Here is a 24992-nt window from a genome sequence, read left to right as displayed (position 1 = left end):
GATTATTTCCCCCTAACGAGCCTGAAATTCAGGCGCACATACTGAACCGTCAGCTTGACAAACATTCGCGACAACCACTGTACACCCGCACCGGCCAGCATACCGAGACCAAGACAGACCAGCGCAGCGGAAATGCCCTGTATAATTTCCAAATCGATTCCGGCGAATCCGGCAGCCGCAGCGGCAACCGCACTGACGAGTAAAGCCAACACGACAGCCCAAAGCGCCGCAATGACACTACATAGCGCTATATATGGACCGACAATAAACACCAGATTAAAAAGAATCAGGCTGACTGCTGCCAGCACCATGCGCGGCGCGGAGCCGCCGGGTTCTCCTGTCCCTAAGCTCACGGCCTGACGGCTGGATAACAGCTCATTGGCAATCATACGCGGATCGCCGAGTTCCAGCACCACTTCATACTCGCTTTTGCCCTCCTCCTCCGCCAACCGGAAATGCTCCTCGTAATCGTACATCCACTGCTGGCGCACGTGTTCCGGCGCGGCTGAGAGCAGCCGCTCCAGCTCTCCTAAATACTGTTGACGATTCATACCTGAACTCCCTCCTCAATCAGCTCATTGACCGCTTTGGTAAACTCCCGCCATTCTACAATCAGCCCGAATAAATGGTTCCTGCCCACAGCCGTCAAGTGGTAGTACTTTCGCGGGGGGCCTTCCTTGGATTCCTTCAAATACGTCGAGAAATAGCCCTCCTGCGTAAGCCGGTTCAACAGCGGATATACGCTTCCTACAGCCATCTCGAACTTGGAGGATATCGCAACCGCCAGCTCATAGCCATAGCGGTCTTCTTTGGCGGTCAGGGCAAGCACGCACAAATCAAGCACACCTTTTTTGAACTGTACATTCATCGTCATTCGCCCCCTATTTCACAATGTTGAGTATTAATTAATAATTAATACCGGAACAAAAAAATAATCCCAAATTCTTCTATACTATACCATTTAGTATTCAACATTGCAATATAGTACTTCGAGAAGAATAACCAATGGACACGTTCTAAAAAAACCGTCATGACGCTCTATCGCATCCCCGGTATGAAAGCAGCTCTTTCACAGAAAAGAGTCAGGCGAAGCAAAACGCAGGTCCCCGTTTGACGGAAACCTGCGTTCTGCTTCGCCTGATGAAGACCGGCCGCCACGCGCGATCGGAGTTCGTCCGGCAGGTCGCAGACGATGGAGAAGCTCATCGCGCCCCAGTGTAATCCGCGCGGCTGACCTCTCACTCCCCCGTTACGGGCGGTATGTCACATAGCTTGTCGGTGTTTCCCGCACAATGACCTGTACGCACCGCGGCTGATTCGACTTCGTATCCAGATGCTCCTGTACAATTTCCCAAATCGTTCTGGCCACCACTTCTGTACTCGGGAACCGGTCCGATCCGCCGTTAAATTCAGCATGCTCATTGAGCAGCGTGTGATCATACCGATCATGCACCAGCGTTTTTAACTGCTTGAAATCGACCAGAAACCCTGCCTCATCCAGGTCATTGCCGCAAATCGTCAAGTTAATGACATATGTATGGCCATGGACCCGCTGGCATTTGCCTGCCGCTTCCACCGGTATATAATGAGCCGCAGAGAAATTCATATCCTTGTTGAGCTCGAACTTGTATCCATGCGGCACCTGCGGATAATATTGATAAATCATGTGCCTTCCTCCTTCCCTGATCGGAGCCGACAGTATAATTTCCCCTTTTTTCGTCCATACTGGAGCCAAAGGAGGTGGGCCGCACCATGTCCAACATTCCGTTCTACACGGAGCTGTTCCACGAAACGGGCGTTAACGATACAACCTACAAAATCATTTCCCGCTCCATTCTTGACGATCATTCCTTAACGGAAGTACAAAAAATCGAGCAGCTCCGGCAGATGGATGAAGCATTCCATGCCGCTGTGCTCGATACGGACGAAACCCTCAGCTGACCTGCATGATTCCGCCGCTTCCGGCGCACCCTAACCGTGTTGGGGAGGTGAGATCAATTATGCCGGATAGCAATAAAGGCGGGCGCTTCAGCACACGCGGACAGCACGGTAAGGGCGAAGTTACAGAGAAGGCTGTCCCGACGAAGGCATCAGGGGCTGCCAAATGGCCGCCAAGCCTGAATGAAATCAGCAAAAATCACCCGAACACCTAACCCGTACACGGACGCAATGCCGGGTTCGGCCAAGATGTTCTCAAGGCAGCTTTTGCACCGGTACCCGTGATGATACGCCATCCCTGCAGCGCCTGCCTCTGTCCGTGCAGGCGCTGTTGAATAACATGATGTCCCCTTCTATGCCTGAGCAAGGGCAGTATGAAGCTCATCGTGAATATGCTTGTTCGCAGCAACGATATGACGCACCGACAAATCGAACGGCTTGCCGTCGATATCCGTAACCCGTCCGCCGGCCTCTTGAATCAGCAGGGCTCCGGCTGCAATATCCCAGCTGTTCAGATTCATCTCCCAGAAGGCACTCAGCCTTCCTGCAGCTACATACGCCAAATGAAGCGCCGCAGAACCGCTTGTACGAATATTGCGGACGCGAGGCACAAGATACAGCATTTGCGCAATGTTGCGTTCCAGCATCCCCGGCCCTCCCGGAAATCCCGTAGCCACCAGGCTTTCACTCAAGGTTTGCTCTGAGGATACGGAGATCCGCTTGCCTTTCATATAGGCTCCCTTGCCCTTTTCCGCCACAAACAATTCGTCCCGGACCGGATCGTAGACAACTCCGACGATGACTTCGCCCTTGTGGGCCAGCGCGAGCGAGACACAGAAAAACGGAAACCCGTGAATATAATTGGTTGTGCCGTCTACCGGATCGACAATCCACAGAAACTCGGATTCGCTCAAATCCTGCAAGGCCTGAATAGAGGCCTCGGGGCCCGGCTCTACGCCTTCTTCCCCAAGAATCGCATGGGTTGGAAAATGAGTATGAATCAGATTGCGAATCATCTTCTCTGCGCCCTTGTCTACCTCTGTAACCAAATCCCGCGAAGAGGTTTTTTGGTCGATAGCTGAAATATCGCCCAGCTTGCTTTTTATCCATTCTCCGGCTTTAGCCGCCGTATTGATCGCAACTGCAGTAAAGCTTTTTCCTGTTACTTGATAGGTTGGTTTTTTTAACTCAGCCATGGCTCATCCCTTTCTTTTGCCGAGACCTGCTTTCAAGCTTAGTATACAAAATATACGTTGAAAAGTCCTCCACGTTTCAACCAAATCTTGTTGTAGAAACTCGCACATTCTGAACGATGAACGATTCTATTCTATTGGGAGGGGGGACGAAGCCGCAGCTTGCACCCGTTCCTGCGCCCGCTTCAAAAAGGCCAAATCCCTTGCCTGTATAAACCTGCCCGAATCACTTGCCGGACAGTCGGTCTCCACCAGGCGGATCGCTTCATCCAGTACCGTCCATTTCAACTGAAATCCGTCGGTAAGCTCCTCCTCGGTAAAAGAAGGCTCCCCTTGTGCGCCGATCACCTTACAGGTGAAGCAGTATGAGATTTGCAGCAGCTCAAACTCATTATGATACTCAATGATGGCGCCAAGCTCGCTCAATACTTCAATCTGAACGCCCGCCTCCTCAAGCAGCTCCCGATGCAGCGCCCCGTACATGTCTTCGCCATCCTCAATGCCTCCGCCGGGAAGCTTGTGATAGCCGTCGCCGGACACATAGAGCAGGGCAACTTGTCCGTCCGGGTTAAACACGACCGCACGGGACGCCCGGCGCAGCCGGAATCGGACCCCCGCTGTAGATTCAGCAGGAAGGCCAATATCGCTTTGGCCGATTTCTTTAATTAGCTCCATTCCCGAGTCCTCCTTTCCTACAGCTTTGACTACAGCTTTGACCACCGCTTCAGCCTACCCGTGTCATACGGCAAGCTGTTCTATCTCCGGTGATTTCCTGATCCGATATACAAAATCCAACGTTATATTATACACGAGACCCCGCCCAAGTCACTACCTACATTTTGGGGCCGATAGGAATCAGCTTTGTTTTTGCGCCGCCCATACAATACGGTGATATGTTCTTCGAATGCCTTGGCCGATCCGACACGTCTCGGCAAGCTGCCGGACAACCTCCCTATCGCGGACGAGATCGAAATCATCCACAATCGGTGTAGAGGACAGCTGCAAAGTCACATCTTCAAGCTCAGGATAAACGGCATCCGCAATGTATTCATGCGCTTCTCTCAGCCTGACCCCCGGGTGGGCTTCAATTTGCGTAACAATGTCCATATATCTGGACGTGTTCCGCTTCGCATACCCTTGACCTCTTCCAAATAGTTCCTTCCACTCCACCGCATCCCGGTTCCCAATCGTAATTTCCACAAGAAACCCGCCCGGCTTTACGACCCGGACCGCCTCTTCCCAAAATCCCGGCTCACTCACAGGCCCGCGGCGGCTGACCACGATATCGAAGGCATTCTCCGGAAAGGGAAGCTGCCGGCCATCGGCCACCAGAAACTCCAGCTGCTCATTTTGCAGGCTTCGGGCCTTCTCAATCATGACCGGTGATAAATCTACAGCTGTCACCTTGCCCGCCAGCGGGGCAATCCGGCTTGCAAATACACCGTCCGCGCAGCCGATATCCAGCACCGTGGATTGTTGATTCAGCTTACTATTAACGAGGGAAACAAATTCCGCCTCCCCTGTCGCCCCTTCGTAGCTTACCCGATATGTGCCCTGGTACCCGTTCAATTTCTCGGCCAGCCTGTTCCACCAGCGGATATCATCAGCTTGTACCGGTTCAGTCATCGAAATCCCTCCTCCTTTCTCTTGTGCAGCGCTTCTTCTGTAGCAAGCCGCCTGCACACCGTCTGTCTTCCTTTATCATAGATGAATTTAAGAGAACGCACATGGAATTTTTTTGACATGGTACCGGGGCCGGGTTCACATCCTCTTTTGGGAATATTATATGTCGAATATTAGTTCTGGAAGACAGCAACAAGGCACCTGATTACACAAGACTGTGCGATCAGATGCCCCTATAATCCAGCCATGAAAAATAACGTTTCTTTACGGTTTGCTACATATTTTTGCCTAGCACCCCGCGCAGCTTCCGTCCCCACTCCTGACTGCTGCGGTATACCAGCAGCACCCCCCAGTAAATAAGGAAGTATACAAGAAGCGCGTCCACAAACCCGATGTACTCTACTGCATGCAGGCTCAGCCCCCATGGACCGCTTGCCGGAATAAGCCCTCCCGCTTTCGGGAGAAAAGGCTCGACGGTGGACCAAATTTTCCCTACCGCCCAAACCATGCCGCACAGCGCGCTAAGCACACAATAGTAGCGAATCCGCAGAACATCTATTTCTGACGCCCATCCTCTGATGCCAGCCACTCCTTTGTGGGCGGCGTATTCCATCAGGCAGGGCATAGAGCATGCAAGAAAAACCGTCATCAGCAAAACAGGAATAGAGCGGAGGTCCAAGGGAAGCAGCACCAGCGCAGGCGCCGCATACTTCAGCATGGAGAGAAGGCCGAAGGTCAGGATGCTCGCCTTGCCCTGCAGCCGGTAATGGACAAAAAGCACGGCCAGAAGCAGTGCCATTGCTCCGGCGAGCAGTCCAAAGGAGTAATACGGATGCCCCCCGATTCCCCAGGCGGCTGTTCCCTGCGCGGCATAAATGCCCGCCCCGCTGGCCAGCCAGACCGAAAACGCAGCCAGTCCTAACGCGACAACCAGCTTCAGTACGGTCAGAGCCCATAGCTGTGCGCGGACCTCGGCTTTTTCTTCCGGAGTGAGCCAAAATACCGGCGCCTGCTTCGTCGTTCTCGCCGACGTATCATGGTGGAGGTGTCCGATTTCATAAACAGAGAATAGACTCAGAACCGCCGGGATAATGCCGGCTGCCGCCAGCAATCCCCCTTGCCCCACCCACCGGGCCGTGCTGGGCGCCATACTGCCGCCAGTAAAAAACCACGCGAGAAGCAGCATAGGAACAAAGTAAATCATGACCCATGACCATTTCCCAACGCCGTTCTTGGAGCGGGTCTTTAAGGTATACAGCAGCGGTACAACGTAGCCAAGCGTTCTGGTTGTCATCATTTCTCTACCTCCACACATGCGTATCTAATTCATAATATAAGTTACTAATTCATATTTATTACATATTTATTGATATATAGATGCATGGCAAAAAACAGCTTGTCATTGATTATAAAAAATTCGACAAAAGAGAGTGATGATACAGAAATGAATTTTGGCCGAAGTTGTCGAAGAAGAATGAAGTAGGGAATAAAACCTAAAGGAGTATATAAAATATCATACCATAGACCTATCAGATTGGTAAACACTTCCTTTGCAAAAGAACGACAAAAAACGACTGAAAATTGTCGTCTGCCGCAGTAACATGATGAATTGAGGACAGTCGCCGTAAGTCCCCTCCTGAATTTCAATTCAATAACAGCAGAAACAAGCCGGGCGGACAGCTCACCGCGCCAGCTTTCTTCCGGAAGCATTAGGACAGACGGCGGATCATCCCGCATCGCGCGCTGCTCCCGGCGCGCGGTGTTTCGCTGCATGACAGCGGGCGATCAGCCGCCTAATTCAACGGCAGCCTCGCCAGAGCGCTTTACGCCGTCCAAGCCGGATAACTCCTCGACCAGCTTCATCAATGCGTCATCCTTGCGCTTCGCCTCAATCATGACATCCAGCCGCGGGGTGGAAGCCGCGATGCTCTGCAAGAAATGATGCAGCGGCCCAGCTTCGACATAATCGGCATGACCCCGCGGGTCAGCTTCGCTTTTGGGGCTGGAAACGTGGATTTTGGGCGCTAATCCGCTGCCGTTCGGGCCGTCCCATGTGGCGGCAATCCGGGGCCATAGGGACTCCGCGCTTTCCCCGTCGTTGTTGACGGCATGGTGATGCACATCCAGCACCATGGGCACCCCTACCTCTTCGCATACCGACAGTGTCTCGGCGGCATTGAACGTCTTGTCGTCATTCTCCAGCGTCAGGCGCTGCCGGACCTCATCGCCCAGCAGGCCGAAATGGCGCACGAACCTTTCGCGCGCGCTCGGCTTATTCCCGTACGTGCCGCCGATGTGAATATTGCTTTTGGCCCGGGTATCCAGTCCCATTGCCTCCAGCATCCGCACATGGCGATTTAAATCTGCGATAGAGCTGTCCAGCACTTCCTTCCGCGGGGTGCTCAGCACAGTGAAATGATCCGGATGAAAGCTGACCCGCATGCCATGCTCCCGGACGTAAGCCCCCAGCTCCGCAAAAGGCCCCGCCAATACCGGGTACGGGTCCCATCCGGCCAGAAGCTCGTGCCCGATAAGCGGAATCAGCCTGGACGAGAAGCGGAACACCTCAATGCCGTGGGCGCGGTTATGCCGAAGCAGGCGCAGCGTATTGTGAATGTTCTCTTCAGCAATACGTTCCAGCTTGCGGATCGCCGCCTCCCGGTCCTGCAGCTTGCTGAAATTGGTGGCCGTCATCGTTTTGGACGGGGATGCATTCTGGACAATAACAGACATGGCGACATAGCCGAAACGGACTTGCATGACGCAGCCTCCTCTGGCCCATCTCAGGCCGGTTTGCATTGTCCTTTAGCTTCTCCGAAATCCAGCTTGCCCATCCGGCCGGAGGCGGCTGCTTCTGGCGCAGTGAAATGCTCCAAAGACAGCCAATAATAATCAGAGAGAACGGATCACAGACGGTGCTGTAGCGAGAGCAGCCGACTTTGGGGAAAAGGGGTTTCCTTTCCGGCCCAACTTTCGGTAGAATAGGAGAGAAAGTTTGTAGAGCGGCTGTGGGCTCCCACGGTCCGACTATGGATGAAGAGAGGAACATATTCAAAATGATAATCCAACCGAAAACACGCGGATTTATTTGTACGACGGCTCACCCGGAAGGCTGCGCCGCTCAAGTCCAGCGCCAAATCGAGTACGTAAAGGCGCAGCAGCCGGTTGCCGGCATCAAAAACGCCCTGGTCATCGGCGCCTCGACCGGCTATGGACTGGCTTCCCGTATCGTCTCGGCATTCGGCGCAGGCGCAAATACCATCGGGGTCTACTTCGATCGTCCCTCAGAGGGCGGACGCACGGCGACCGCAGGCTGGTACAATTCCGCCGCTTTTGAGCAAGCTGCCCAAGACGCCGGGCTGAAATCGTTCAGCATTGTGGGTGACGCCTTCTCCGATGAGATTAAGGCCAAAACCCTCGATTTGATCCGCACCGAGCTGGGACAGGTGGACTTGGTCGTATACAGCGTCGCTTCGCCGCGCCGTACCCATCCGAAAACAGGAGAGACCTTCACCTCGGTACTGAAGCCGATTGGAGAAACCTTCTCCAACAAAACCGTCAATTTCCACAATGGCGAAGTGACCTCCGTCACCATCGAGCCGGCAACGGAAGATGAAATCAGCCAAACCGTGGCGGTTATGGGCGGAGAGGACTGGCAGATGTGGATCGACGCGCTGCAGGAAGCCGGCTTGCTCGCACCGCAAGCGGTTACTGTCGCTTACAACTATATTGGACCGGAAGTAACGCACGCCGTGTACCGGGAAGGCACGATCGGACGAGCCAAGCTCGATTTGGAGAAAACGGGCAAAAGCCTGAACAACCAGCTCGGCGCTACAGGCGGACGCGCATATGTGTCCGTCAACAAAGCGCTCGTCACCCAAGCCAGCGCCGCGATTCCGGTTGTTCCGCTGTACATCTCCCTGCTCTACAAGGTAATGAAGGAAAAGAACATCCATGAAGGCTGCATCGAGCAAATGTACCGTTTGTTCAGCGAGCGCCTGTACGCTCCGCAGGGCACTTCGACCGATGAGAGCGGGCTGATCCGCATCGACGACTGGGAGATGCGCGAAGATGTACAGGAAGAGGTATCGAAGCTGTGGTCTATCGTGTCGACGGAGAACCTGGCGGAGATTTCGGACATCGCCAGCTATCGCCGCGAGTTTTTCCAATTGTTCGGCTTTGAATCCGAAGGCATCGATTACGAAGCGGATACGAATCCGGAAGTCAGCATCCCGAATCTGCGCTAATTGCAATACAGCAAAGCCCCGGAATTTCCCGGTTGACCTCAGAATGAGGCTTCAACCGGAGACTCCGGGGCTATTGTGCGTAACGCCGCGATGTACTTCAGCTTAAGCTTCCTGCTCGCCAAAAAACATCTCATGGGCCAGAGCGGTCTGAACCGCGGACTCCTGCTCGGTCAGCTTGCGGACCAGCTCAATCTCCACCTTGGTCACCTCTTGACCGTGGAAATTAATCTCCGCGATGGACGCCGTAATTTTGACAATGGCAACGGCTTGATTGGCCGGGGAATAGGCAATGACCTTCTGTCCGGTCGGATACACGCGGAACCCTGATTTCAGCATCGCCCCGCGGCCATACTCGAACAACTCGTACAATTCCTGCTCGGATTTGAATTTGCATACCGAATTAAACTCCGTTTGAAAGCCCATCTCTTATGCCCCTCCTGTCCGAATGTCCGGCAGCCTGCACCGGTGTCGCTTCCTTCATCATACCAAATCCGGGCAGCCCATGCTACGTCTTCCGGCTACGCATCAAACGTAAAATTCAGCTTCTGCTTCTCGGCATGGCGCTCCAGCGCCAACCGAATCAAATCATCCAGCAGCTCCTGATACGGCTTGCCCGTTTCCTTCCACAACAGCGGGTACATGCTGAACGGGGTGAAGCCCGGCATAGTGTTGATTTCATTCAAGTAAATTTGGCCGTTATCGCGGGAAATGAAAAAATCCACCCGAGACAGGCCGCTGCCGTCGATCGCAAGAAATGCCTGTACCGCCAGCTCTCGAAGCCGATCCGCCGTTTCCTCCGAAAGCTCTGCAGGAATAACCATCGCCGACTTGCCGTCAATATATTTGGCCTTGTAGTCGTAGAATTCATTCGATGATACGATTTCTCCCGGCACAGAAGCAATCGGCTCATCATTGCCAAGCACGCTCACTTCCACCTCACGGGCATGAATGAATTCCTCCACAATGACTTTGCGGTCAAAACGGAACGCTTCTTCTACAGCCGCAATCAGCTCTTCCTGATTACGCGCTTTCCCTACTCCGACACTGGAGCCCAGATTGGCCGGCTTCACAAAACATGGATATCCGAGTGAAATTTCGATTTCCATTAAGAAGTATGCGCGGTCCTTCGCCCACTGCTTGTTTGTAAAATGCTGGTAATGGCACTGCGGCAGCCCTTCCTGGGCGAACAGCTTCTTCATCGCGACCTTGTCCATCCCGACCGCAGAAGCCAGTACCCCGGCGCCAACGTAAGGAACGTTGGCCATCTCCAGCAGCCCCTGGATGGTACCGTCCTCTCCGTTCGTCCCATGCAGCAGCGGGAACACCACATCCAGACCGCCGACGCCGTAAGCGGCTCCTTCTGTCCGGGCAAGCGAGGCCGATCCGGTGGAATGAAGCACCGCCTTTTCCCCGTCTGCGGCTGCTCCGCTTGCGGCATCTGCAGCCGCAGGCAAGCCCCCGCTGCGTCCGCTGCCGAAAATCGGCGCCAGCGCCAGCACGGCCGGCTCCGCGTCCTGTCCGCTGCCGAATTGCAGCTCTTCCTTGCGCTCCACGGGTCCCGTCAATGGAGGCCCCGAGAACCAGGCGCCTTGTTTATCGATATAAAAAGGATGAATGTCGTATTTGGCATGATCAAATGCTCCGATAACAGCCAGCGCGGTCGACAAAGAGACGTCATGCTCCCCCGACTTCCCTCCGTACACCAGGCCGACACGTATTTTTCTGCTCATAGCTACCTCCGCCGCTCATTTGAATAGTGAAGCTCAGGAAATCCCATGCTAGGTAGTGGGCCTTTCCAAATGTCCTCATTGCGTATGAACCTGAGTAATCTTCATTGCTGCAATACATCCGAGATTCGCAAAAACCGGTACACAGTCTTCGGAGTCCATGCGTAGGAATCCCGATAATCCCAGAAGCGCCGTCTGCTGCTGACCGTCCGGGCGTTCACGAGCGGAAATCCGTCGGCATCCAGATCCGTCACGATCACACTGTGCTCGAATCCGCCGTCGCCGTTCCAGTCATAACAAATGACGTCGCCGGGAGACAGCTCCAGCGGTGAACTCACCTCGTCGGCCCGCAGTCCTATTGTACTGCGTTTCAGAAACGATTGTAAACTGTGGGAGACGCTCCAGCTGTAGCTCCACAGCTCCTTGCTGCCGCTCTTGCCCTCATACCACCAGCCGGTTTCCCTGCGGCCCGTATTGTTCATTGGCGCCCCTCCGGCGTAGAGGCACTGGGATACGTAATTGGTGCAGTCCGACGGAAATTCCTGATAAGCGGGATTGGCGTGATTCCAATAGGCGTCCGCATACCGGCACGCGGCATCGCGGTCATAGTAGGCTTTTTTGGATTTGGCGGTGACCGGAGAATGAACAAGCCGGCGGTTAATAAAAGGAAGCGATTGCGTTCGCTGCGGCTCGGCTACACTCATGCTGGCGTGCGGCTGGGGAATCAGAGCGGCGTCCGGCAGCTCGCTTTTTTCCGGGACATGCACCTTCACGGTCCAAATCAGCCAGCGGGCACCGTCAAAGCGCAGCGAGACACGCTCCTGCTCGATACGCTCCTCCTCATGAAGAATGCCTCCAAGCTCATAATGGTACGTCTTGCGCAAGTCCAGCTCCGCGATGACCTGATCCGGCTGTTCATCGACGCTGTGCAGGCGCAGGCGGGTTTCGTTTTTGCGGGGAACAAGGCCCCGCTCGTTATGGCAATCGGACAGCCTCCGCAAGTAGCTCTCGCGTTCCCGAAGCACCGATGTATCTTTGACCAGTGAAAGGAGCGGCTCGGGCGAGTAATGAATGTCGGTCTGATTGCGGACGTGGACATATTCGTAAAGCGCCGATTTCCAATTGGCCATGACGGCAGTTCTCCTTTCCATGGAATCCGGTGTAAGCAGCAGTTCATTAGTTCAACATATGAAAAGACCGGGGGAAACATGTGCGGACAACCAAGGAAAAATGCTTTACAGCAAAGGGCCGCACGCTTATACTTAAACTGTGAGCAATTTTTGAAATTGTGTTTCACTACATGAAACGGAGGGACATCATCCGATGGCAAACAAAGACCAATTTGGCGCCAAAAAGTCGCTCGCAGTCGGCGGTAAAACTTACGCTTACTACGATCTGGCTGCGGTTGAAAGCAAACTGGGTCCAATCAGCAACCTGCCTTTCTCCATTAAAGTGCTGCTCGAAGCAGCTGTCCGCCAATTTGACGGACGCGCTATTACTGACGAGCATGTCAAGCAAATCGCATCGTGGGCTTCCGGCCGCGACGAAAACAAAGAGATTCCTTTCATTCCTGCTCGTATCGTACTGCAGGACTTTACCGGCGTACCGGTTGTCGTAGACCTTGCCGCAATGCGCGACACGATGAAACGCACCGGCGGCGATCCGAAACGGATTAACCCGCTTGTACCGGTTGACCTTGTTATTGACCACTCCGTCATGGTTGACTCCTTCGGCACGCCTACCGCGCTGGATGAGAATATTAGCCTGGAGTTTGAGCGCAATGAAGAGCGTTACCGCTTCCTGCGCTGGGCGCAAACCGCGTTCGACAATTTCCGTGCAGTTCCTCCATCAACAGGTATCGTTCACCAAGTAAACCTGGAGTACCTGGCATCTGTGGCCGCTACGAAGCAAGTGGACGGCGAAACGGTTGTGTACCCGGACTCCCTGGTAGGTACTGACTCCCACACCACCATGATTAACGGTCTTGGCGTCGTTGGCTGGGGCGTAGGCGGTATCGAGGCGGAAGCCGGCATGCTCGGACAGCCGCTGTATTTCGTAACGCCGGAGGTTATCGGCTTTAAATTGACCGGCAGCCTGGCGGAAGGCGCAACAGCAACTGACCTGGCGCTGACCGTTACCCAAATTCTGCGTAAAAAAGGCGTTGTCGGCAAGTTCGTCGAATTCTTCGGTCCTGGCCTGAGCAACATCAGTCTGGCAGACCGTGCAACCGTAGCGAACATGGCTCCGGAATACGGCGCAACCATCGGGTTCTTCCCGGTTGACAGCGAAACCCTGAACTACCTGCGCAGCACCGGCCGCAGTGAAGAGCAAGTGGCACTGGTTGAAGCGTATTACAAGGCACAAGGCATGTTCCGTACCGATGCGACTCCGGATCCGGTCTTCACCGACATTTTGGAGCTGGACCTGTCTACCATCGTACCGAGCCTTGCCGGTCCGAAACGCCCGCAAGACCGCGTCGAGCTGACCAACATGAAATCGGCCTTCAACGAGATTATCCGCACGCCAATCGAAAAAGGCGGATACGGTCTGAGCGAGGAAAAAATCGCAACAGTTGCTGATGTAAAACATCCCAACGGCGAAACAACTAAGCTCTCTACAGGCTCTGTCGTTCTGGCGGCAATTACATCCTGTACCAATACATCGAACCCGAGCGTCATGCTTGCTGCAGGTCTGGTGGCTCAAAAAGCAGTTGCCCGCGGCCTGAAAAAACCGGCATACGTCAAAAGCAGCTTGACTCCAGGCTCCCTCGTCGTAACCGAGTACCTGAAAAAAGCAGGCGTGCTCACATCCCTGGAGCAGCTTGGCTTCCACGTAGCGGGCTACGGCTGCGCAACCTGCATCGGGAACAGCGGTCCGCTGCCAGAAGAAGTCGGTGCGGCTATCGCTGATAACGACCTGACTGTGGCGGCTGTCATTTCCGGTAACCGGAACTTTGAAGGCCGTGTCCACGCGCAAATCAAAGCCAACTACCTGGCTTCCCCGCCGCTGGTTGTCGCTTATGCGCTTGCAGGCAACGTGAATGTCGACCTGCAAAACGATCCTATCGGCTACGATCAAAACAACCAGCCGGTCTATCTGAAGGACATTTGGCCAACCAACAAAGAAATCGCAGACGCGGTGGCCAGCGCCCTGACAGCAGAAATGTTCAAAGAGAAATACGAGCATGTCTTCACACAAAACGAGCGTTGGAACCAAATCGATGTGCCAGAAGGCGACCTGTACGAGTGGGATAAAAAATCCACCTACATCCAGGAGCCTCCGTTCTTCATGGATCTGGGCACCGAAGTTAGCGACATCCAAGAAATTATCGGCGCCAAAACACTCGCCCTGCTCGGTGATTCCGTCACTACGGACCATATTTCTCCGGCAGGTAACATCAAGGTAGACAGCCCTGCGGGCAAATACCTGATTGAGAACGGCGTGAAAAAAGAAGACTTCAACTCCTACGGCTCCCGTCGTGGTAACCACGAAGTGATGATGCGCGGTACGTTCGCGAACATCCGCATCCGTAACCAAGTGGCACCAGGCACCGAGGGCGGCGTAACCACTTACCTGCCGACCGGTGAAGTCGTCAGCATCTACGATGCTTCGATGCAGTACCAAGCGAACAACCAATCGCTGGTCGTTATCGCAGGCAAAGAGTACGGCACCGGCTCCTCCCGTGACTGGGCGGCAAAAGGAACATTCCTGCTGGGTGTTAAAGCCGTTATCGCCGAGAGCTTCGAGCGTATCCACCGCAGCAACCTGGTCGGTATGGGCGTTCTGCCGCTCCAGTTCAAAAACGGCGAAAGCTGGAAATCCCTCGGCATCGTCGGTACGGAAACGTTCGACATTGCCGGCTTGAACAATGATGTGCAGCCTGGCCAAACCATCACGGTTAAAGCAACCCGTGTTGACGGCAGCAGCTTCACCTTCGACGTTACTGCCCGTCTGGACAGCATGGTTGATGTCGATTACTACCGGAACAGCGGTATTCTGCAAACCGTTCTGCGCCAAATGATGGTAAGCAGCAAGTAATCAGGTTCATAGGCCGGGCATAGCTTGCCCGGCCCCATCAAAAAGAAGGCGTACGCTGATTTAATCGCGTACGCCTTCTTTTTGATGGGGCTTGGATGTTTCCGAACGACATCTTCCAGCGCGCGCGAATCCCAAGCGAGCGTTGCGCCGCTGCACGGCGGCCGTTCGAACCCCAGCCCGTTCCATTCCGAACGAAATTACAGCCGCTTCAGCTCTTTGGACAGTCGAAGCTGCATCAGTAGCACTTATCATTATCGAAGCTCAAAGCACCAGCTCGCCTGTCAGAGAATGTTGTTCCCCTTCTGTGTCCGCAAGCTGCTGTCCGAGCCAGTCCAGAAGCACCTGCGCGGTTCGGCGCTGCTGCTCCTCAGACGTAATCGTTGCCGGAAGATCTCCGTTCTGCGGGCCGTAGCTGCCGAACTGGGCATGGTTTCCCCCGTTAATCTTGGCATGCAGCGCATCAGCCGGCAGCTTATGCTCCTTGCTGTTTTCGAATTTGTCAGGACTCAGAATCCCGTCATTGGTTGCGACAAACGTCAGCACGGGCAGGCCGCTGTCCTTCAGGCTGCCCTTCTTGTCCACGTAGGAGCCGATAAGATATACGCCCGCCAGCTTATCCGGCTGTGCGGCAGCATACCTTGCAGCCATCGCACCGCCAAGGGAATGTCCACCAATGACAAACCTCCTGCCGGGATAGGCTGCAATCGCTTCTGCCGCTCTGTCCACGTCCATAAACGACAAGTACAGGGGCATTTTGATAATCAGAACCTGTCTGCCGCCCCGGGCCAGCTCCATTCCGAAGGGAACATAGGCCTGCGAATTCACCAGCGCTCCCGGATAAAAAATAATGCCCGGCTGCTCACTTGGGCCCGCCTCCGGCTCAACGACAATCCATTTCTCCCGCTCCTCGACCCTATAACCGCTCCCGCCCTGCATCGCCTGCTGCGCGGCGGCATCCGGCCCGTGCGGATGCAAATAGTACAAAGCGCCGCAAATCAGCACCAGGGCAAGCATGATCAAGCCCTGCCGGATACGCCTCGGAAGAGAGCCGCCAAGAACATACAGCATGCATCACCGCTCCTTTGCCCTATCCTTGCCAGGTACGGGGGAGGATGGTTGCCGAGCTGCGTTCCTGTGTGTGTTTCGTCACCCCGTCTCCGTTTGTCGTATTGTGCGGAAAACGGCGGCGTCCTATGCTTTATTTCATCATTTGGCCCATCCGGCGCGCGGCTTCCATAATTTCCGGGGCGTGCTCTCTCATGCTGTCGGGGGTCAGCCTGTTAGCCGGTCCAGAAACCGCCAGCGCCGCGACAAGCTGTCCCGCACGGTTGAAGATTGGCGCTGAAACCGCAGCCGCGCCCGGCTCCCGCTCCTCTACACTGGTCGCATAGCCCAGCTCATGAATCTCGGCGATTTGCCGCTCGAAGGTCTCCCGATCACCGGCATTGGCCCATTCCAGCTCACCCAGCACCTGCAGCTGCAGCGCGCGCTCCGCAAATGCAATCAACACCTTGCTAGAAGCGCCTACATTCAAAGGAAGCCTGGCGCCAATCGGCGCAACCCGCCGGATGGCCTGCTTGCTCTGTACAGCCTGAATCCGGATACGCTCCTTGCCATCCCGGACATACAAGCTAATCGTTTCCCCCAGCAGATCGCGCAGCTGCTCCATTTCGGGCAGCAGCAGCGTCCCGGGGTCATCACTGCTCGACATGCCGGCCGACAGCTCCCAAATACGAAATCCAAGCCGGTATTTATCCGTCTGCACATCCCTTTGCACGAAGCCCTTGCCTTCCAGTGAAGCCAACAGGCGATGCACGGTGCTTTTATGCAGGCCTACCTTGGCCGCCACCTCTGTCAGCGTCATGTCGCTCTCTTCCGTAAAACATAGCAATATATCCAAGGCCCGCTCAACAGCGCGGACCGTCAGTTTCCCGTCCTCCAATTTGCGGTCCCCACCTTCCATCCTGCACAGATCAAGCCTCGCCGAACATGATGCGTCTTTATGAATGAAATTCCATAATTATTGTCCGGTCTGGTATAAGACCCGGTACAGGCTTGGCTTAAATCAGCAACCAAGTTTCACTATATGAAACCGAGTTACAATAAGTATACTCCTATTCTAAAAGGAGGTAAAGAGAAGAAATCCCATGTTACAGCAGCATTACAGGCAGATAACAAATTACGCAAGCGGATTGACGCTCCGCGGACACCGCCTTAGTATAAATGTACGGGTTTTATTTTCTGAAAATTCAATTTAAATGTCATTATTATCCAAAATAATTAAGCTGGCTAATTATTCATCCGAAGGAGGCGTCTCTATGAATATCATGACCCCCACTACTCATCCACCGGCTGCCTCCGTCTCATACCCTGTTACGGCTAAGCCTTCGTTTCTGCGGCGGCATCTGGTTATCGTCATTCTGATCTCCTTTTTGTCCTTATCCGTACTGTCCGTATTGACCTTCCACGGGTATATCGCGTGGGTATTGACCCGGCCGGTGATTGCGCCCTTAGTATCCAATCCTCTTGCCGCCATTGAAACCCCTTATGAAGACGTCACCTTTGCCGCTGCAGGGGGCGGCTCCATGCTGGAAGGCTGGTACATCCCGGCTGCTTCTCCCTCCGCGCAAACCGTTGTTTTCTCTCACGGCTATGGCGGCAACCGCGAAGAAATCTGGGTTCCCATCTATGACCTCGCGGCCGAGCTGCATCGCCAGCAATTTAATGTGTTCATGTTCGATTATGGCTATGTCAAGCCTGAACGCGTCGTAACCGCAGGCATACAAGAAACGAACGATTTGCTCGGCGCCATTGATTATGTTAAAGCCCGCGGAGCCGAGGATGTGTTTGTGTGGGGCTTCTCCATGGGAGCCGGCATCGCCCTGCAAGCCGCACTCCAGTACACCGATATCCAGGCCATGGTCCTGGACAGCACCTTCCTGCTGGAGCCGGACACCTTATACAGAAACCTGACCAATTATATTCAGCTTCCCCGCAATCCGTCACTTTCTCTCGTGGGCATGTTCTTTCCGGTCATGAGCGGCGGAGCCTCACTCAGCCAAATTCCGGCCGCCGCTGTCAAATCCGCCAAATTCAGCATGCCGCTGTTTCTGATTCATGGCAAGGAAGACGAGAAAGCGCCGTATTCCCTGGCTGAAACTATTTTCAAAAACCAATCGTCGGAAACCAAGCTGTGGCTGGATCCGGACGGCACACACGAGCTTATTTACCGGGCGCACAAAAAGCAGTATCTGTCCCGCACAATCGCTTTCCTGAAGGCGCACTCCACCTCAGCGGCCAGTCCGGCCGAGACCGCCCTTTGAGCATCGTGGAATCCAACTTCCCCTTCCTTACCAGGCTCAGGACGTGTATAGTTAACCTGGTCAGCCGTTTAGGCCGGACATTATGTTGATGACTTTATCTATCCGGGAGGGAATAACCGATGCAAGCTATAGAGCTTTTGACTAAACGCCGCGCGGTTCGCAGCGTGCTGCCGCAAGCAGTGGAGGACGACAAGATTGCCGCTCTGCTGGAGGCGGCCACTTTAGCCCCGAACGATCGGCTCCGGGAGCCTTGGCACTTTTATGTGATTCGGGGCGAAGCCAAACAGTCGTATGAAACGCTCGCGCGCCAATTTCTGGAGGAACGTTTCCCGACCAAGCCTCATCTGGTCAAAGAATCGCTGCAGGTTCTGGAAAATACGCCGCTGGTCATTGTGGTGACCTCGGATGTCATCCCCGGGGATGAGGCTTCCTCAGAGGATAATGAATATGCCGCCGCCTGCGCGATTCATTCCATGTGGCTGGCCGCCGCCGATTTGGGCCTGGGGCTAGTATGGAGAACACGCGGCATCGGCCTGGTCCGGGATGAGCGGATGCTTCCATTCATCGGCTCGCCGGAAAACCGCAAAATCGTCGGCACCCTGTTTATCGGCTACCCGGCCGGAGAAACACCTGCAACAGCACGCAAGCCGTATTCAGAGAAAACAACCTGGCTATAAGCCGGTAACAAAGCATGTGAAATCATGTTCTGACCGTCAATTCGGCCATGCAGCAAAGCATCGCCTCTGTCCTTAGCCTCCTGTACTGCACAACAACTGTTGTACTGCACAAGAAAACAAGCCTTCCCGGCAGCCCCAACGGGCCCAGCAGGAAGGCTTGTTTGTTGTTTCCATCCGTATTACCCCTTAATAAGAGACAAGAATTCCGAACGCAGAGCGGCATCTGTACGGAACTGGCCGCGGACAGCCGAAGTCACCGTCTTGCTGCCCGGCTTTTTCACGCCGCGGGCGCACATGCACAGATGCTCGCCCTCCACCACCACCATGACTCCGTTCGGATGGAGAGCTTGATCCAAAATATCCGCGATTTGAGACGTAATCCGCTCCTGCACCTGCAGCTTACGGGTCACCGCCTCCACCAGACGGGCAAATTTGCTTAATCCGGCGATTTTGCCGCTTGGCAAATAGCCGATATGCACTTTGCCGAAGAACGGCGCCATATGATGCTCACACTGGCTGTAGTACACGATATCCTTCACGATAACCAGCTCTTCATGCTGTTCATCGAAGCTAACGCCCAACACCTCGTGCGGATCCACCTCATAGCCGGCAAAAATCTCCTCATACATCCGGGTTACCCGGGCCGGTGTATCCAGCAGCCCTTCACGGTCCACATCCTCACCGATGAGCCGCAAAATTTCCCGCACATGCTGCTCAATAAGCTCACGGTTTTCCGCCACCTTATTGTTACGGTAATCTTTCACTCCTGCCATCACCAAGTTCCTCCCCTCGTCCGCCGCCTGCCGCACCGGCACAATCAGCGGATAGCCTCACGCGTCCGCAGGCTCCATTCTCATCTTATCTGCGGCGCTGTTTATTCATCATTTGCTGCTTGCCCATCATCTGCTGCGCTTTCTGCATCTGCTGTTTGTTGAGATTATAGCCCATTTGCTTGGCCATTTTCATCATCATGTCCGGATCATTCTGCATTTTCTCCATCTGTTTGCGCAGATAATAAACCCCTGCAAAAAAGCCCCCCACGAGCCCGATGAGGAGCGTCACAATCGGAATCACATAATTGTACCACATCGAATTTTCACCTCTGCCAGCATAGTCATTTCATCTTATCATAGCACGTCCCGAAAGGGGATACAAACCGGAAAAACAGGATATCCGCCGGATGGCGGCCTTGCAGACCTCACCGGAACAATGACCGTCATTCCTGACAGATTCGAAGGAGTCATTCCCACGGGTCATTCCCACGGCTTCCCGTCTTCCCCAGAACAGCCTCAATAACCAGTTACAAATAAACGCGAACCGCCCCGGCTGACAGGGCAAAGGTTCGCGCGTTTTGTTCAGGTCAGCACCCCGTCGATGAATACCGTCGTGTGCTTGGCTAAATCCACTTCCTTGACATCAATCTCATTGCCGGTGTCCTGACGAACGACCCGGACAACTGGACGGCCCGGCAAGCCCCGATGCTGTCCGACGACCACGCCGGTTTCCCGGGTGGACAAACGCACCGATGTACCGGTCGGATACACCGAAACGATGCGTAAAAACTGAACCAGCACCTCATGATCAAGCTGGGTCCCGGCCAGCGCCATCATTTGCTCGCAAGCCTCATGCGGCAGCAGACGTTTCCCCGTACTCTCATCAAACAGCAGATTGTCGTACGTGTTGGCGACAGCCACGATTTTGGCATACAGATGAATTTGCTCCTCTGCCAGTCCCCTTGGTATACCTTGACCGTCTATCCGTTCATGATGCTGGAACGCCACATGGGCGATGAGCAGGTTAAACTCCCGCTTCTGCTTCAGCACCTCAAAGCCCCGCCATGTATGATGCAGCTTCATGTCCTTTGACTCGTCATCGGTGATCAGCTCGATTTTGCCGATGTCGTGAAGCAGCGCTCCGATAGCAAGCTCCTTGAGCTGGATGTGGTTCAGGTTCATATTGATGCCTACCAGCACGGACATCATACAGACGTTCATAGAATGCACATAATGCTGATTATCCTGCGTACGGATGTCGGACAGCTGGATCAGCACATCCTTATTGCCCATGATGTCCTCCATCAGCTTGTCCACACTGACGCTAACCGATTTGGTATTGAAATCCTTGCCCGAACGAATCGATTCGAAGGTCTCCGTCATCTGCTTCATGACAGCCCCCTTCGTCTCCTCGGAGATGACATCGACAATTTCGATATCCTCAAACTGCGGGTCCTTGATGTAAATCATCGTTGCGCCGATTCGTTTCAGCGTCGTAATCATAAACACGGTTAGCTGAACGCCTTCGGACAGCATCACCGTACCGTTGCTGGAAAAAATCGTTTTACCCAAATACTGTCCCGGCTCTACCGAGTCAATGTTAATGTACCTCATGATTTCAACTCCAAGCTGACTACGTCTCTTTTCATCTATTATCGGCCATTTTCGTGGTCGAGTAAATATATTTTCACATCAAGGCCGCCCCCATAGCCGACCAGCTCCCCGCTGGCTCCAATAATACGATGGCACGGGACGATAATCGGCACCGGATTGCGGTTGTTCGCGCCGCCTACGGCACGCACCGCACGCGGGGAGCCAATCGCGGCCGCTATGTCCTTATAAGAAGCCGTAACGCCATAGCCAACCTCCTGCAGCGCCCCCCATACCTGAAGCTGAAAAGAAGTCCCGTGCAGGTCCAGAGAAAGGTCAAACTGCCGCCGTTTCCTGGCAAAATACTCGCACAGCTGTCCGGAAGCCTGGGCCAGATGTGCGTTACTGCCCGCTTCCGTTATACTGTCCGCCCCGAATATTTTGGCCGCCCAAGCCTTCAACCGCTGCAGCCGGTGTTCCGCAGAGCCGAATTCAATATTGCAAAGCCCCCGCTCTGTTGCCGCCAGAAGCAGCGTGCCAATAGGCGATTCCAGCTCTTGTATGCTGAGCCTTTCCATCCCGTCTCCCCTTCTCCTTGCCTGTTCATACGCCCGCTGCCCCCGCTCGCGGCATGGCGGCGCATCACGGCGCTCCATTGTAAAAAGGCTTCGCTCCGGCTTCTCCGGGCGCGAAGCCCGACGATACACCGGGTCGATGCCGCCTTGCGAATCTGCTTTTTACGTTGTCCTCCCAAGCCCGCTCTCCGCCTCATTCATTCCGGTCACCCGCCGACCGGCTTCTTCCGGTCACGGGCACTTCCGCAGGCTTGGCCGTTCCAGGGTCAGCCTGGCTTCCCCCGGCCATCGGCTGCGGCGAAGCAGCCAGCAAGGCCCGGCGGATTGCATCAAGCACAGTCGGGTCCGTCTCATGCTTCTGCGCAGCCGAAAGCCCTTCACGCGGGAGCTCGCCCCCGATACGGCCCAGCGCCCAGGCCGCCGCTTCACGCAGCTCCGCGCGCGGATCGGTCCGCAGCAGCTTCACCAGCTGCTCCGCTGCCGTGGCATCGCGGAAAAAGCCGAGCGCGATGACCGCATTGCGCTGTATCGGCTTACGTCCGCGCCAAGCGGAGGACGTATGCCCGAACCGTTCCTTGAAGTCACGGTTCGACAGCTCCAGAAGCGGCACAAGCAGCGGCTTGGCCAGCTCCGGGTCTGGCTGCAGCTCGGGGTGGTGCGTCCAGTTCATGCCTTTATTTTTGGGACAGACGATTTGGCACGTATCGCAGCCGTACAGCCGGTTGCCGATTTTCAGCTTGAGGTCGTCGGCAATGAAGCCCTTCGTCTGAGTTATAAATGAAATGCACCGCTGGGCGTTCAGCTGGCCCGGGCCGACCAAAGCGCCCGTCGGACAGGAATCGATGCAAAGCGTACAATCCCCGCATTCGTCAAGCAAAGGGGCATCCGGCTCGAACGGAATATCGGTAATCATCTCGCCGAGATACACCCATGAACCGAATTCCGGAGTAATGATACAGCAGTTTTTGGCGCTCCAGCCGACCCCGGCCCGCTGCGCCGCCGCCCGGTCCACAAGCGCTCCGGTATCAACCATGCTCTCCAGACGCACATCCGGCACCCGTTCCCGCAAAAACGCCGCTAACCTCTCCAGCCGCCGGCGCAGCACCTGATGGTAATCCTCGCCCCAGGCCGACCGGGAGAGCATCCCCCGGGTCGCGCCCGGCTTCGACTTCGGCGCGTTGTTCAGCTTCGATGGATACGCCACCGCAATCGAAATCATCGATTGGGGGCGTTCCAGCAGCAGCGACGGCTCCGTCCGCTTGTCCAAATCAGGCTCCTCAAACCCGGACTCGTAGCCCAGCTCCCGGTGCCGCTGCAAAATCCCCTTCATATCCACAAACGGGTCTGCCGAGGCAAACCCGATTTTATCAATGCCGAGCCGCTGCGCCGCGTCACGCACCTCACGCTTCAGCGCCGCCCAATCGGCCGGCGTTCCGCCGCTGACAGTCAACGGAGTCATGGGTATATATCACCTCGCTACAGCCGCCGGATCGCCTCACGGGCCAGCTCGTCGCAGCGGTTGTTGTATTCGTTGTCGCTATGGCCCTTTACCTTCACATATTCCACCCGGTGCGGCGCCATGACCTGCAGCAGCGCCTTCCACAAATCCTGATTTTCCACAGGCTGCTTCTTGCTGCTGATCCAGCCGCTGCGCTTCCAGTTCTCAATCCAGCGCTTCTGGAAGCAGTTAACCACGTAAGCCGAATCACTGTACACCTTCACCCGGCAGGGCTCCTTCAACATTTTCAGCGCCTCGATTACAGCCTGGATCTCCATCCGGTTGTTGGTGGTCGCCTTCTCTCCTCCGGACAGCTCCTTGCGGTGCGCCCCGAACATCAGGATAGCTCCCCAGCCGCCGGGACCCGGGTTGCCTGAGCAGGCGCCATCGGTATACACCGTTATTTCCTTCATACCCAGCTCCCCTTTAGTTTAAACCGTCTTACGCCTCAGGCATCCGCCGCACGGCTTCATCACAAGCCTCCCAGCTTGTCCAGCGGCCACACAATCCACTGCGCCCGGCCGGCAATCCGTTCCCGATCCACAGGGCCGAAGCTCCGGCTATCCTTGCTGGCCCCCAGGTGCCGGTTGTCCCCCATGACGAAATATTGGGAGCTGCCAAGCTGATACGGGCCATGGTCAACATCCTGAATAGGAACATCGGTATACTTCTCATCCGTTCGCTTCCCGTCAATATACAGCCTGCCCCCGCGAATCTCCACCTTGGAGCCCGGGCCTGCGACAATGCGTTTCACCAAATACTTCTCGCTTTCGCCTTCCTCCGGGTCACGGATCACCGCTATTTCGCCCGGCTCCGGTTCCGACAGCAAGTAGATGGCCTTGTTCACGATCAGCCATTCCCCGTGAGCCAGCGTCGGGTCCATCGAATGGCCCTCGACCATGGACGGCACAAACAGAAACTGGCGAATAATCAGCACAACAACCAGAGCAATCAGGATCGATTTAATCCATTCCCAGCCTTCCCGGACCAGTCGCGACATTGTCATCCTGCGGACTGCGCCCGCCTCGGACCGGACTTCCTCTCCACGCGGCTCTTGCGGGCTTATACTCATCCGTCACACCCCGGCTTCCCGATTTCTCCACAGCTCGAAGTACTCCATCACAGTCTCCTCCCGGAAAGGCGAGCCCCTCTGGCGGATAAGGTCCAGCAGGCTCTCCAGCCCTGCCCGGACCTTTTGATCCACAATATCGGAATAATGATAATTTAATTTGTGCGCATCATACTCTTCCTGATCGACGATCTGGACTTCTCCCCGCGGATTCACGATAACATCCAGATCGTAATCGATATAAGTGAGCACCCGCTTGTTCAAATAAGGCGGCGATGCAATGTTACAGTAATAACGCACGCCGCCCTCTTCCAAAAGCGCAATTACATTAAACCACTGATTGGGCAGAAAAAAAGCGACGGACGGAATGCGACTGGTCCACTCCTTGCCGTCGGCCTCCTGAATTTTCGTCTGATTATTAACCAGCACCAGTGTCCCTGAGGCCGCTTGCTCCGGATGCAGCAGGCGCGCGGGGACCAGCCAATTTTCCAGCCACATGCGGTGAAGTTTGCCATTATGCTTAAAGCTTTTAATAATATGAACGTGCTCGCTGTTCATAAGCGCCTCCCCCCTGCCTGTCTGCCTTACCTATATAAATAGGAAAGCATATCTTCTACGGAATTGCAACGATTAAACCATACCAGCCCCGTGCCCGGCTCCCCAGCCGTTCCACAAGCACTCCCGGGGCCTGATATCTCGCTGCGAGCACAACCGACCAGCC

At 55.0% G+C, this 24992-nt stretch carries 27 protein-coding genes; 6 read left to right on the top strand and 21 right to left on the bottom strand.

Annotated features, from left to right (window positions below; genetic code table 11):
* Nucleotides 1-2: 2 nt before the first annotated feature.
* The 3 genes from WBG83_RS09315 to queD all read right to left on the bottom strand — a co-directional run bounded on the left by WBG83_RS09315 (nt 3) and on the right by queD (nt 1666).
* Nucleotides 3-551, bottom strand: coding sequence for an HAAS signaling domain-containing protein (locus WBG83_RS09315; protein ID WP_336744719.1), 549 nt, complete (start codon nt 549-551; stop codon nt 3-5).
* Entirely contained in the window at nt 548-868 is a 321-nt protein-coding gene (locus tag WBG83_RS09310) for a PadR family transcriptional regulator (protein ID WP_336744717.1), read from the bottom strand. Before WBG83_RS09310 ends, WBG83_RS09315 begins: the two co-directional genes overlap by 4 nt.
* 381 nt (nt 869-1249) lie before the next feature.
* Nucleotides 1250-1666 carry a 6-carboxytetrahydropterin synthase QueD gene (gene queD, locus WBG83_RS09305; protein WP_336744715.1) on the bottom strand — a complete coding sequence of 139 codons (417 nt, stop codon included), beginning with the start codon at nt 1664-1666 and terminating at the stop codon, nt 1250-1252.
* A gap of 86 nt (nt 1667-1752) precedes the next feature.
* Here queD and WBG83_RS09300 point away from each other — a divergent pair, with 86 nt between their 5' ends.
* Both WBG83_RS09300 and WBG83_RS09295 read left to right on the top strand, forming a co-directional pair.
* Nucleotides 1753-1941: a hypothetical protein gene (locus WBG83_RS09300; RefSeq protein WP_336744713.1), complete on the top strand. Its 189-nt coding sequence runs from the start codon at nt 1753-1755 to the stop codon at nt 1939-1941.
* A 59-nt stretch (nt 1942-2000) separates the two neighbouring features.
* Nucleotides 2001-2153 (top strand): hypothetical protein, encoded by a 153-nt coding sequence (locus WBG83_RS09295; RefSeq protein ID WP_336744711.1) that lies wholly within the window; start codon nt 2001-2003, stop codon nt 2151-2153.
* 138 nt (nt 2154-2291) lie between these two features.
* Here WBG83_RS09295 and WBG83_RS09290 read toward each other — a convergent pair whose 3' ends face one another.
* The 5 genes from WBG83_RS09290 to uvsE form a co-directional block, all read right to left on the bottom strand.
* On the bottom strand, nt 2292-3134 hold the full coding sequence (locus WBG83_RS09290) for an inositol monophosphatase family protein (RefSeq protein ID WP_336744709.1): 843 nt from the start codon (nt 3132-3134) through the stop codon (nt 2292-2294).
* 126 nt (nt 3135-3260) lie between these two features.
* Nucleotides 3261-3806, bottom strand: a complete 546-nt coding sequence (locus WBG83_RS09285) for an NUDIX hydrolase (protein ID WP_336744708.1) — start codon at nt 3804-3806, stop codon at nt 3261-3263.
* Between the two features lie 180 nt (nt 3807-3986).
* A complete protein-coding gene (locus WBG83_RS09280; RefSeq protein WP_336744706.1) occupies nt 3987-4757 on the bottom strand; it encodes a class I SAM-dependent methyltransferase in 771 nt (256 codons plus the stop codon).
* Nucleotides 4758-5028: 271 nt separating this feature from the next.
* Nucleotides 5029-6051 (bottom strand): hypothetical protein, encoded by a 1023-nt coding sequence (locus tag WBG83_RS09275; protein ID WP_336744705.1) that lies wholly within the window; start codon nt 6049-6051, stop codon nt 5029-5031.
* Nucleotides 6052-6539: 488 nt separating this feature from the next.
* A complete protein-coding gene (gene uvsE / locus WBG83_RS09270; RefSeq protein ID WP_336744703.1) occupies nt 6540-7514 on the bottom strand; it encodes a UV DNA damage repair endonuclease UvsE in 975 nt (324 codons plus the stop codon).
* Nucleotides 7515-7810: 296 nt separating this feature from the next.
* On the opposite strand from uvsE, the gene fabV reads away from it, so the two are divergent.
* The gene (gene fabV, locus WBG83_RS09265) at nt 7811-9001 is read left to right on the top strand and encodes an enoyl-ACP reductase FabV (RefSeq protein ID WP_336744701.1); all 1191 of its coding nucleotides are present in this window, start codon (nt 7811-7813) and stop codon (nt 8999-9001) included.
* A 102-nt stretch (nt 9002-9103) separates the two neighbouring features.
* Here the strand turns inward: fabV and WBG83_RS09260 are convergent, their stop codons facing one another.
* The 3 genes from WBG83_RS09260 to WBG83_RS09250 all read right to left on the bottom strand — a co-directional run bounded on the left by WBG83_RS09260 (nt 9104) and on the right by WBG83_RS09250 (nt 11858).
* A complete protein-coding gene (locus WBG83_RS09260) occupies nt 9104-9424 on the bottom strand; it encodes a hypothetical protein (RefSeq protein ID WP_336744699.1) in 321 nt (106 codons plus the stop codon).
* 95 nt (nt 9425-9519) lie between these two features.
* On the bottom strand, nt 9520-10731 hold the full coding sequence (locus tag WBG83_RS09255) for a D-alanine--D-alanine ligase family protein (RefSeq protein WP_336744698.1): 1212 nt from the start codon (nt 10729-10731) through the stop codon (nt 9520-9522).
* A 101-nt stretch (nt 10732-10832) separates the two neighbouring features.
* Nucleotides 10833-11858 (bottom strand): amidase domain-containing protein, encoded by a 1026-nt coding sequence (locus WBG83_RS09250; protein ID WP_336744696.1) that lies wholly within the window; start codon nt 11856-11858, stop codon nt 10833-10835.
* 193 nt (nt 11859-12051) lie between these two features.
* Between WBG83_RS09250 and acnA the strand changes: the two genes are divergently transcribed.
* Nucleotides 12052-14766, top strand: a complete 2715-nt coding sequence (gene acnA / locus WBG83_RS09245) for an aconitate hydratase AcnA (RefSeq protein WP_336744694.1) — start codon at nt 12052-12054, stop codon at nt 14764-14766.
* A 261-nt stretch (nt 14767-15027) separates the two neighbouring features.
* On the opposite strand, the gene WBG83_RS09240 is transcribed toward acnA, so the two are convergent.
* Together WBG83_RS09240 and WBG83_RS09235 are read right to left on the bottom strand one after the other, a co-directional pair.
* A complete protein-coding gene (locus tag WBG83_RS09240; RefSeq protein WP_336744692.1) occupies nt 15028-15834 on the bottom strand; it encodes an alpha/beta fold hydrolase in 807 nt (268 codons plus the stop codon).
* Between the two features lie 130 nt (nt 15835-15964).
* Nucleotides 15965-16708, bottom strand: a complete 744-nt coding sequence (locus tag WBG83_RS09235; protein WP_336744690.1) for an IclR family transcriptional regulator — start codon at nt 16706-16708, stop codon at nt 15965-15967.
* 376 nt (nt 16709-17084) lie between these two features.
* Here WBG83_RS09235 and WBG83_RS09230 point away from each other — a divergent pair, with 376 nt between their 5' ends.
* Together WBG83_RS09230 and WBG83_RS09225 are read left to right on the top strand one after the other, a co-directional pair.
* A complete protein-coding gene (locus tag WBG83_RS09230) occupies nt 17085-18089 on the top strand; it encodes an alpha/beta hydrolase (protein ID WP_336744688.1) in 1005 nt (334 codons plus the stop codon).
* A 119-nt stretch (nt 18090-18208) separates the two neighbouring features.
* On the top strand, nt 18209-18766 hold the full coding sequence (locus WBG83_RS09225; RefSeq protein WP_336744687.1) for a nitroreductase family protein: 558 nt from the start codon (nt 18209-18211) through the stop codon (nt 18764-18766).
* A gap of 179 nt (nt 18767-18945) precedes the next feature.
* Here WBG83_RS09225 and folE read toward each other — a convergent pair whose 3' ends face one another.
* From folE to WBG83_RS09185, 8 genes are all read right to left on the bottom strand, one after another.
* Nucleotides 18946-19539 (bottom strand): GTP cyclohydrolase I FolE, encoded by a 594-nt coding sequence (gene folE, locus WBG83_RS09220; RefSeq protein ID WP_336744685.1) that lies wholly within the window; start codon nt 19537-19539, stop codon nt 18946-18948.
* Between the two features lie 85 nt (nt 19540-19624).
* A complete protein-coding gene (locus tag WBG83_RS09215) occupies nt 19625-19855 on the bottom strand; it encodes a YneF family protein (protein ID WP_336744683.1) in 231 nt (76 codons plus the stop codon).
* A 266-nt stretch (nt 19856-20121) separates the two neighbouring features.
* A complete protein-coding gene (locus WBG83_RS09210) occupies nt 20122-21153 on the bottom strand; it encodes an HD-GYP domain-containing protein (protein WP_336744681.1) in 1032 nt (343 codons plus the stop codon).
* Nucleotides 21154-21191: 38 nt separating this feature from the next.
* Nucleotides 21192-21836, bottom strand: a complete 645-nt coding sequence (locus tag WBG83_RS09205) for a methylated-DNA--[protein]-cysteine S-methyltransferase (RefSeq protein WP_336744679.1) — start codon at nt 21834-21836, stop codon at nt 21192-21194.
* Between the two features lie 61 nt (nt 21837-21897).
* Entirely contained in the window at nt 21898-23163 is a 1266-nt protein-coding gene (queG, locus tag WBG83_RS09200) for a tRNA epoxyqueuosine(34) reductase QueG (protein WP_336744677.1), read from the bottom strand.
* Between the two features lie 17 nt (nt 23164-23180).
* Complete coding sequence (gene rnhA / locus WBG83_RS09195) at nt 23181-23615, bottom strand: ribonuclease HI (protein WP_336744676.1); 435 nt, start codon at nt 23613-23615, stop codon at nt 23181-23183.
* Nucleotides 23616-23674: 59 nt separating this feature from the next.
* On the bottom strand, nt 23675-24274 hold the full coding sequence (gene lepB, locus WBG83_RS09190; RefSeq protein WP_336744674.1) for a signal peptidase I: 600 nt from the start codon (nt 24272-24274) through the stop codon (nt 23675-23677).
* A gap of 3 nt (nt 24275-24277) precedes the next feature.
* Complete coding sequence (locus WBG83_RS09185) at nt 24278-24829, bottom strand: DUF402 domain-containing protein (protein ID WP_336744673.1); 552 nt, start codon at nt 24827-24829, stop codon at nt 24278-24280.
* Nucleotides 24830-24992 lie beyond the last annotated feature (163 nt).

It is taken from the genome of Paenibacillus sp. y28, assembly GCF_037137075.1.
GTDB lineage: Bacteria > Bacillota > Bacilli > Paenibacillales > NBRC-103111 > JBBBNV01.
This window is presented reverse-complemented; position numbering and strand designations above follow the sequence as displayed.

Coding starts and splice junctions, on each gene's coding strand:
- rnhA (WP_336744676.1), bottom strand. CDS start 23,615: ATGAAGGAAATAACGGTGTATACCGATGGCGCCTGCTCAGGCAACCCG.
- WBG83_RS09300 (WP_336744713.1), top strand. CDS start 1,753: ATGTCCAACATTCCGTTCTACACGGAGCTGTTCCACGAAACGGGCGTT.
- queG (WP_336744677.1), bottom strand. CDS start 23,163: ATGACTCCGTTGACTGTCAGCGGCGGAACGCCGGCCGATTGGGCGGCG.
- WBG83_RS09225 (WP_336744687.1), top strand. CDS start 18,209: ATGCAAGCTATAGAGCTTTTGACTAAACGCCGCGCGGTTCGCAGCGTG.
- WBG83_RS09310 (WP_336744717.1), bottom strand. CDS start 868: ATGAATGTACAGTTCAAAAAAGGTGTGCTTGATTTGTGCGTGCTTGCC.
- WBG83_RS09260 (WP_336744699.1), bottom strand. CDS start 9,424: ATGGGCTTTCAAACGGAGTTTAATTCGGTATGCAAATTCAAATCCGAG.
- WBG83_RS09250 (WP_336744696.1), bottom strand. CDS start 11,858: ATGGCCAATTGGAAATCGGCGCTTTACGAATATGTCCACGTCCGCAAT.
- WBG83_RS09295 (WP_336744711.1), top strand. CDS start 2,001: ATGCCGGATAGCAATAAAGGCGGGCGCTTCAGCACACGCGGACAGCAC.
- WBG83_RS09315 (WP_336744719.1), bottom strand. CDS start 551: ATGAATCGTCAACAGTATTTAGGAGAGCTGGAGCGGCTGCTCTCAGCC.
- WBG83_RS09185 (WP_336744673.1), bottom strand. CDS start 24,829: ATGAACAGCGAGCACGTTCATATTATTAAAAGCTTTAAGCATAATGGC.
- WBG83_RS09275 (WP_336744705.1), bottom strand. CDS start 6,051: ATGATGACAACCAGAACGCTTGGCTACGTTGTACCGCTGCTGTATACC.
- WBG83_RS09280 (WP_336744706.1), bottom strand. CDS start 4,757: ATGACTGAACCGGTACAAGCTGATGATATCCGCTGGTGGAACAGGCTG.
- WBG83_RS09230 (WP_336744688.1), top strand. CDS start 17,085: ATGAATATCATGACCCCCACTACTCATCCACCGGCTGCCTCCGTCTCA.
- uvsE (WP_336744703.1), bottom strand. CDS start 7,514: ATGCAAGTCCGTTTCGGCTATGTCGCCATGTCTGTTATTGTCCAGAAT.
- WBG83_RS09290 (WP_336744709.1), bottom strand. CDS start 3,134: ATGGCTGAGTTAAAAAAACCAACCTATCAAGTAACAGGAAAAAGCTTT.
- lepB (WP_336744674.1), bottom strand. CDS start 24,274: ATGAGTATAAGCCCGCAAGAGCCGCGTGGAGAGGAAGTCCGGTCCGAG.
- acnA (WP_336744694.1), top strand. CDS start 12,052: ATGGCAAACAAAGACCAATTTGGCGCCAAAAAGTCGCTCGCAGTCGGC.
- WBG83_RS09240 (WP_336744692.1), bottom strand. CDS start 15,834: ATGCTGTATGTTCTTGGCGGCTCTCTTCCGAGGCGTATCCGGCAGGGC.
- queD (WP_336744715.1), bottom strand. CDS start 1,666: ATGATTTATCAATATTATCCGCAGGTGCCGCATGGATACAAGTTCGAG.
- fabV (WP_336744701.1), top strand. CDS start 7,811: ATGATAATCCAACCGAAAACACGCGGATTTATTTGTACGACGGCTCAC.
- WBG83_RS09285 (WP_336744708.1), bottom strand. CDS start 3,806: ATGGAGCTAATTAAAGAAATCGGCCAAAGCGATATTGGCCTTCCTGCT.
- WBG83_RS09210 (WP_336744681.1), bottom strand. CDS start 21,153: ATGAGGTACATTAACATTGACTCGGTAGAGCCGGGACAGTATTTGGGT.
- WBG83_RS09215 (WP_336744683.1), bottom strand. CDS start 19,855: ATGTGGTACAATTATGTGATTCCGATTGTGACGCTCCTCATCGGGCTC.
- WBG83_RS09255 (WP_336744698.1), bottom strand. CDS start 10,731: ATGAGCAGAAAAATACGTGTCGGCCTGGTGTACGGAGGGAAGTCGGGG.
- folE (WP_336744685.1), bottom strand. CDS start 19,539: ATGGCAGGAGTGAAAGATTACCGTAACAATAAGGTGGCGGAAAACCGT.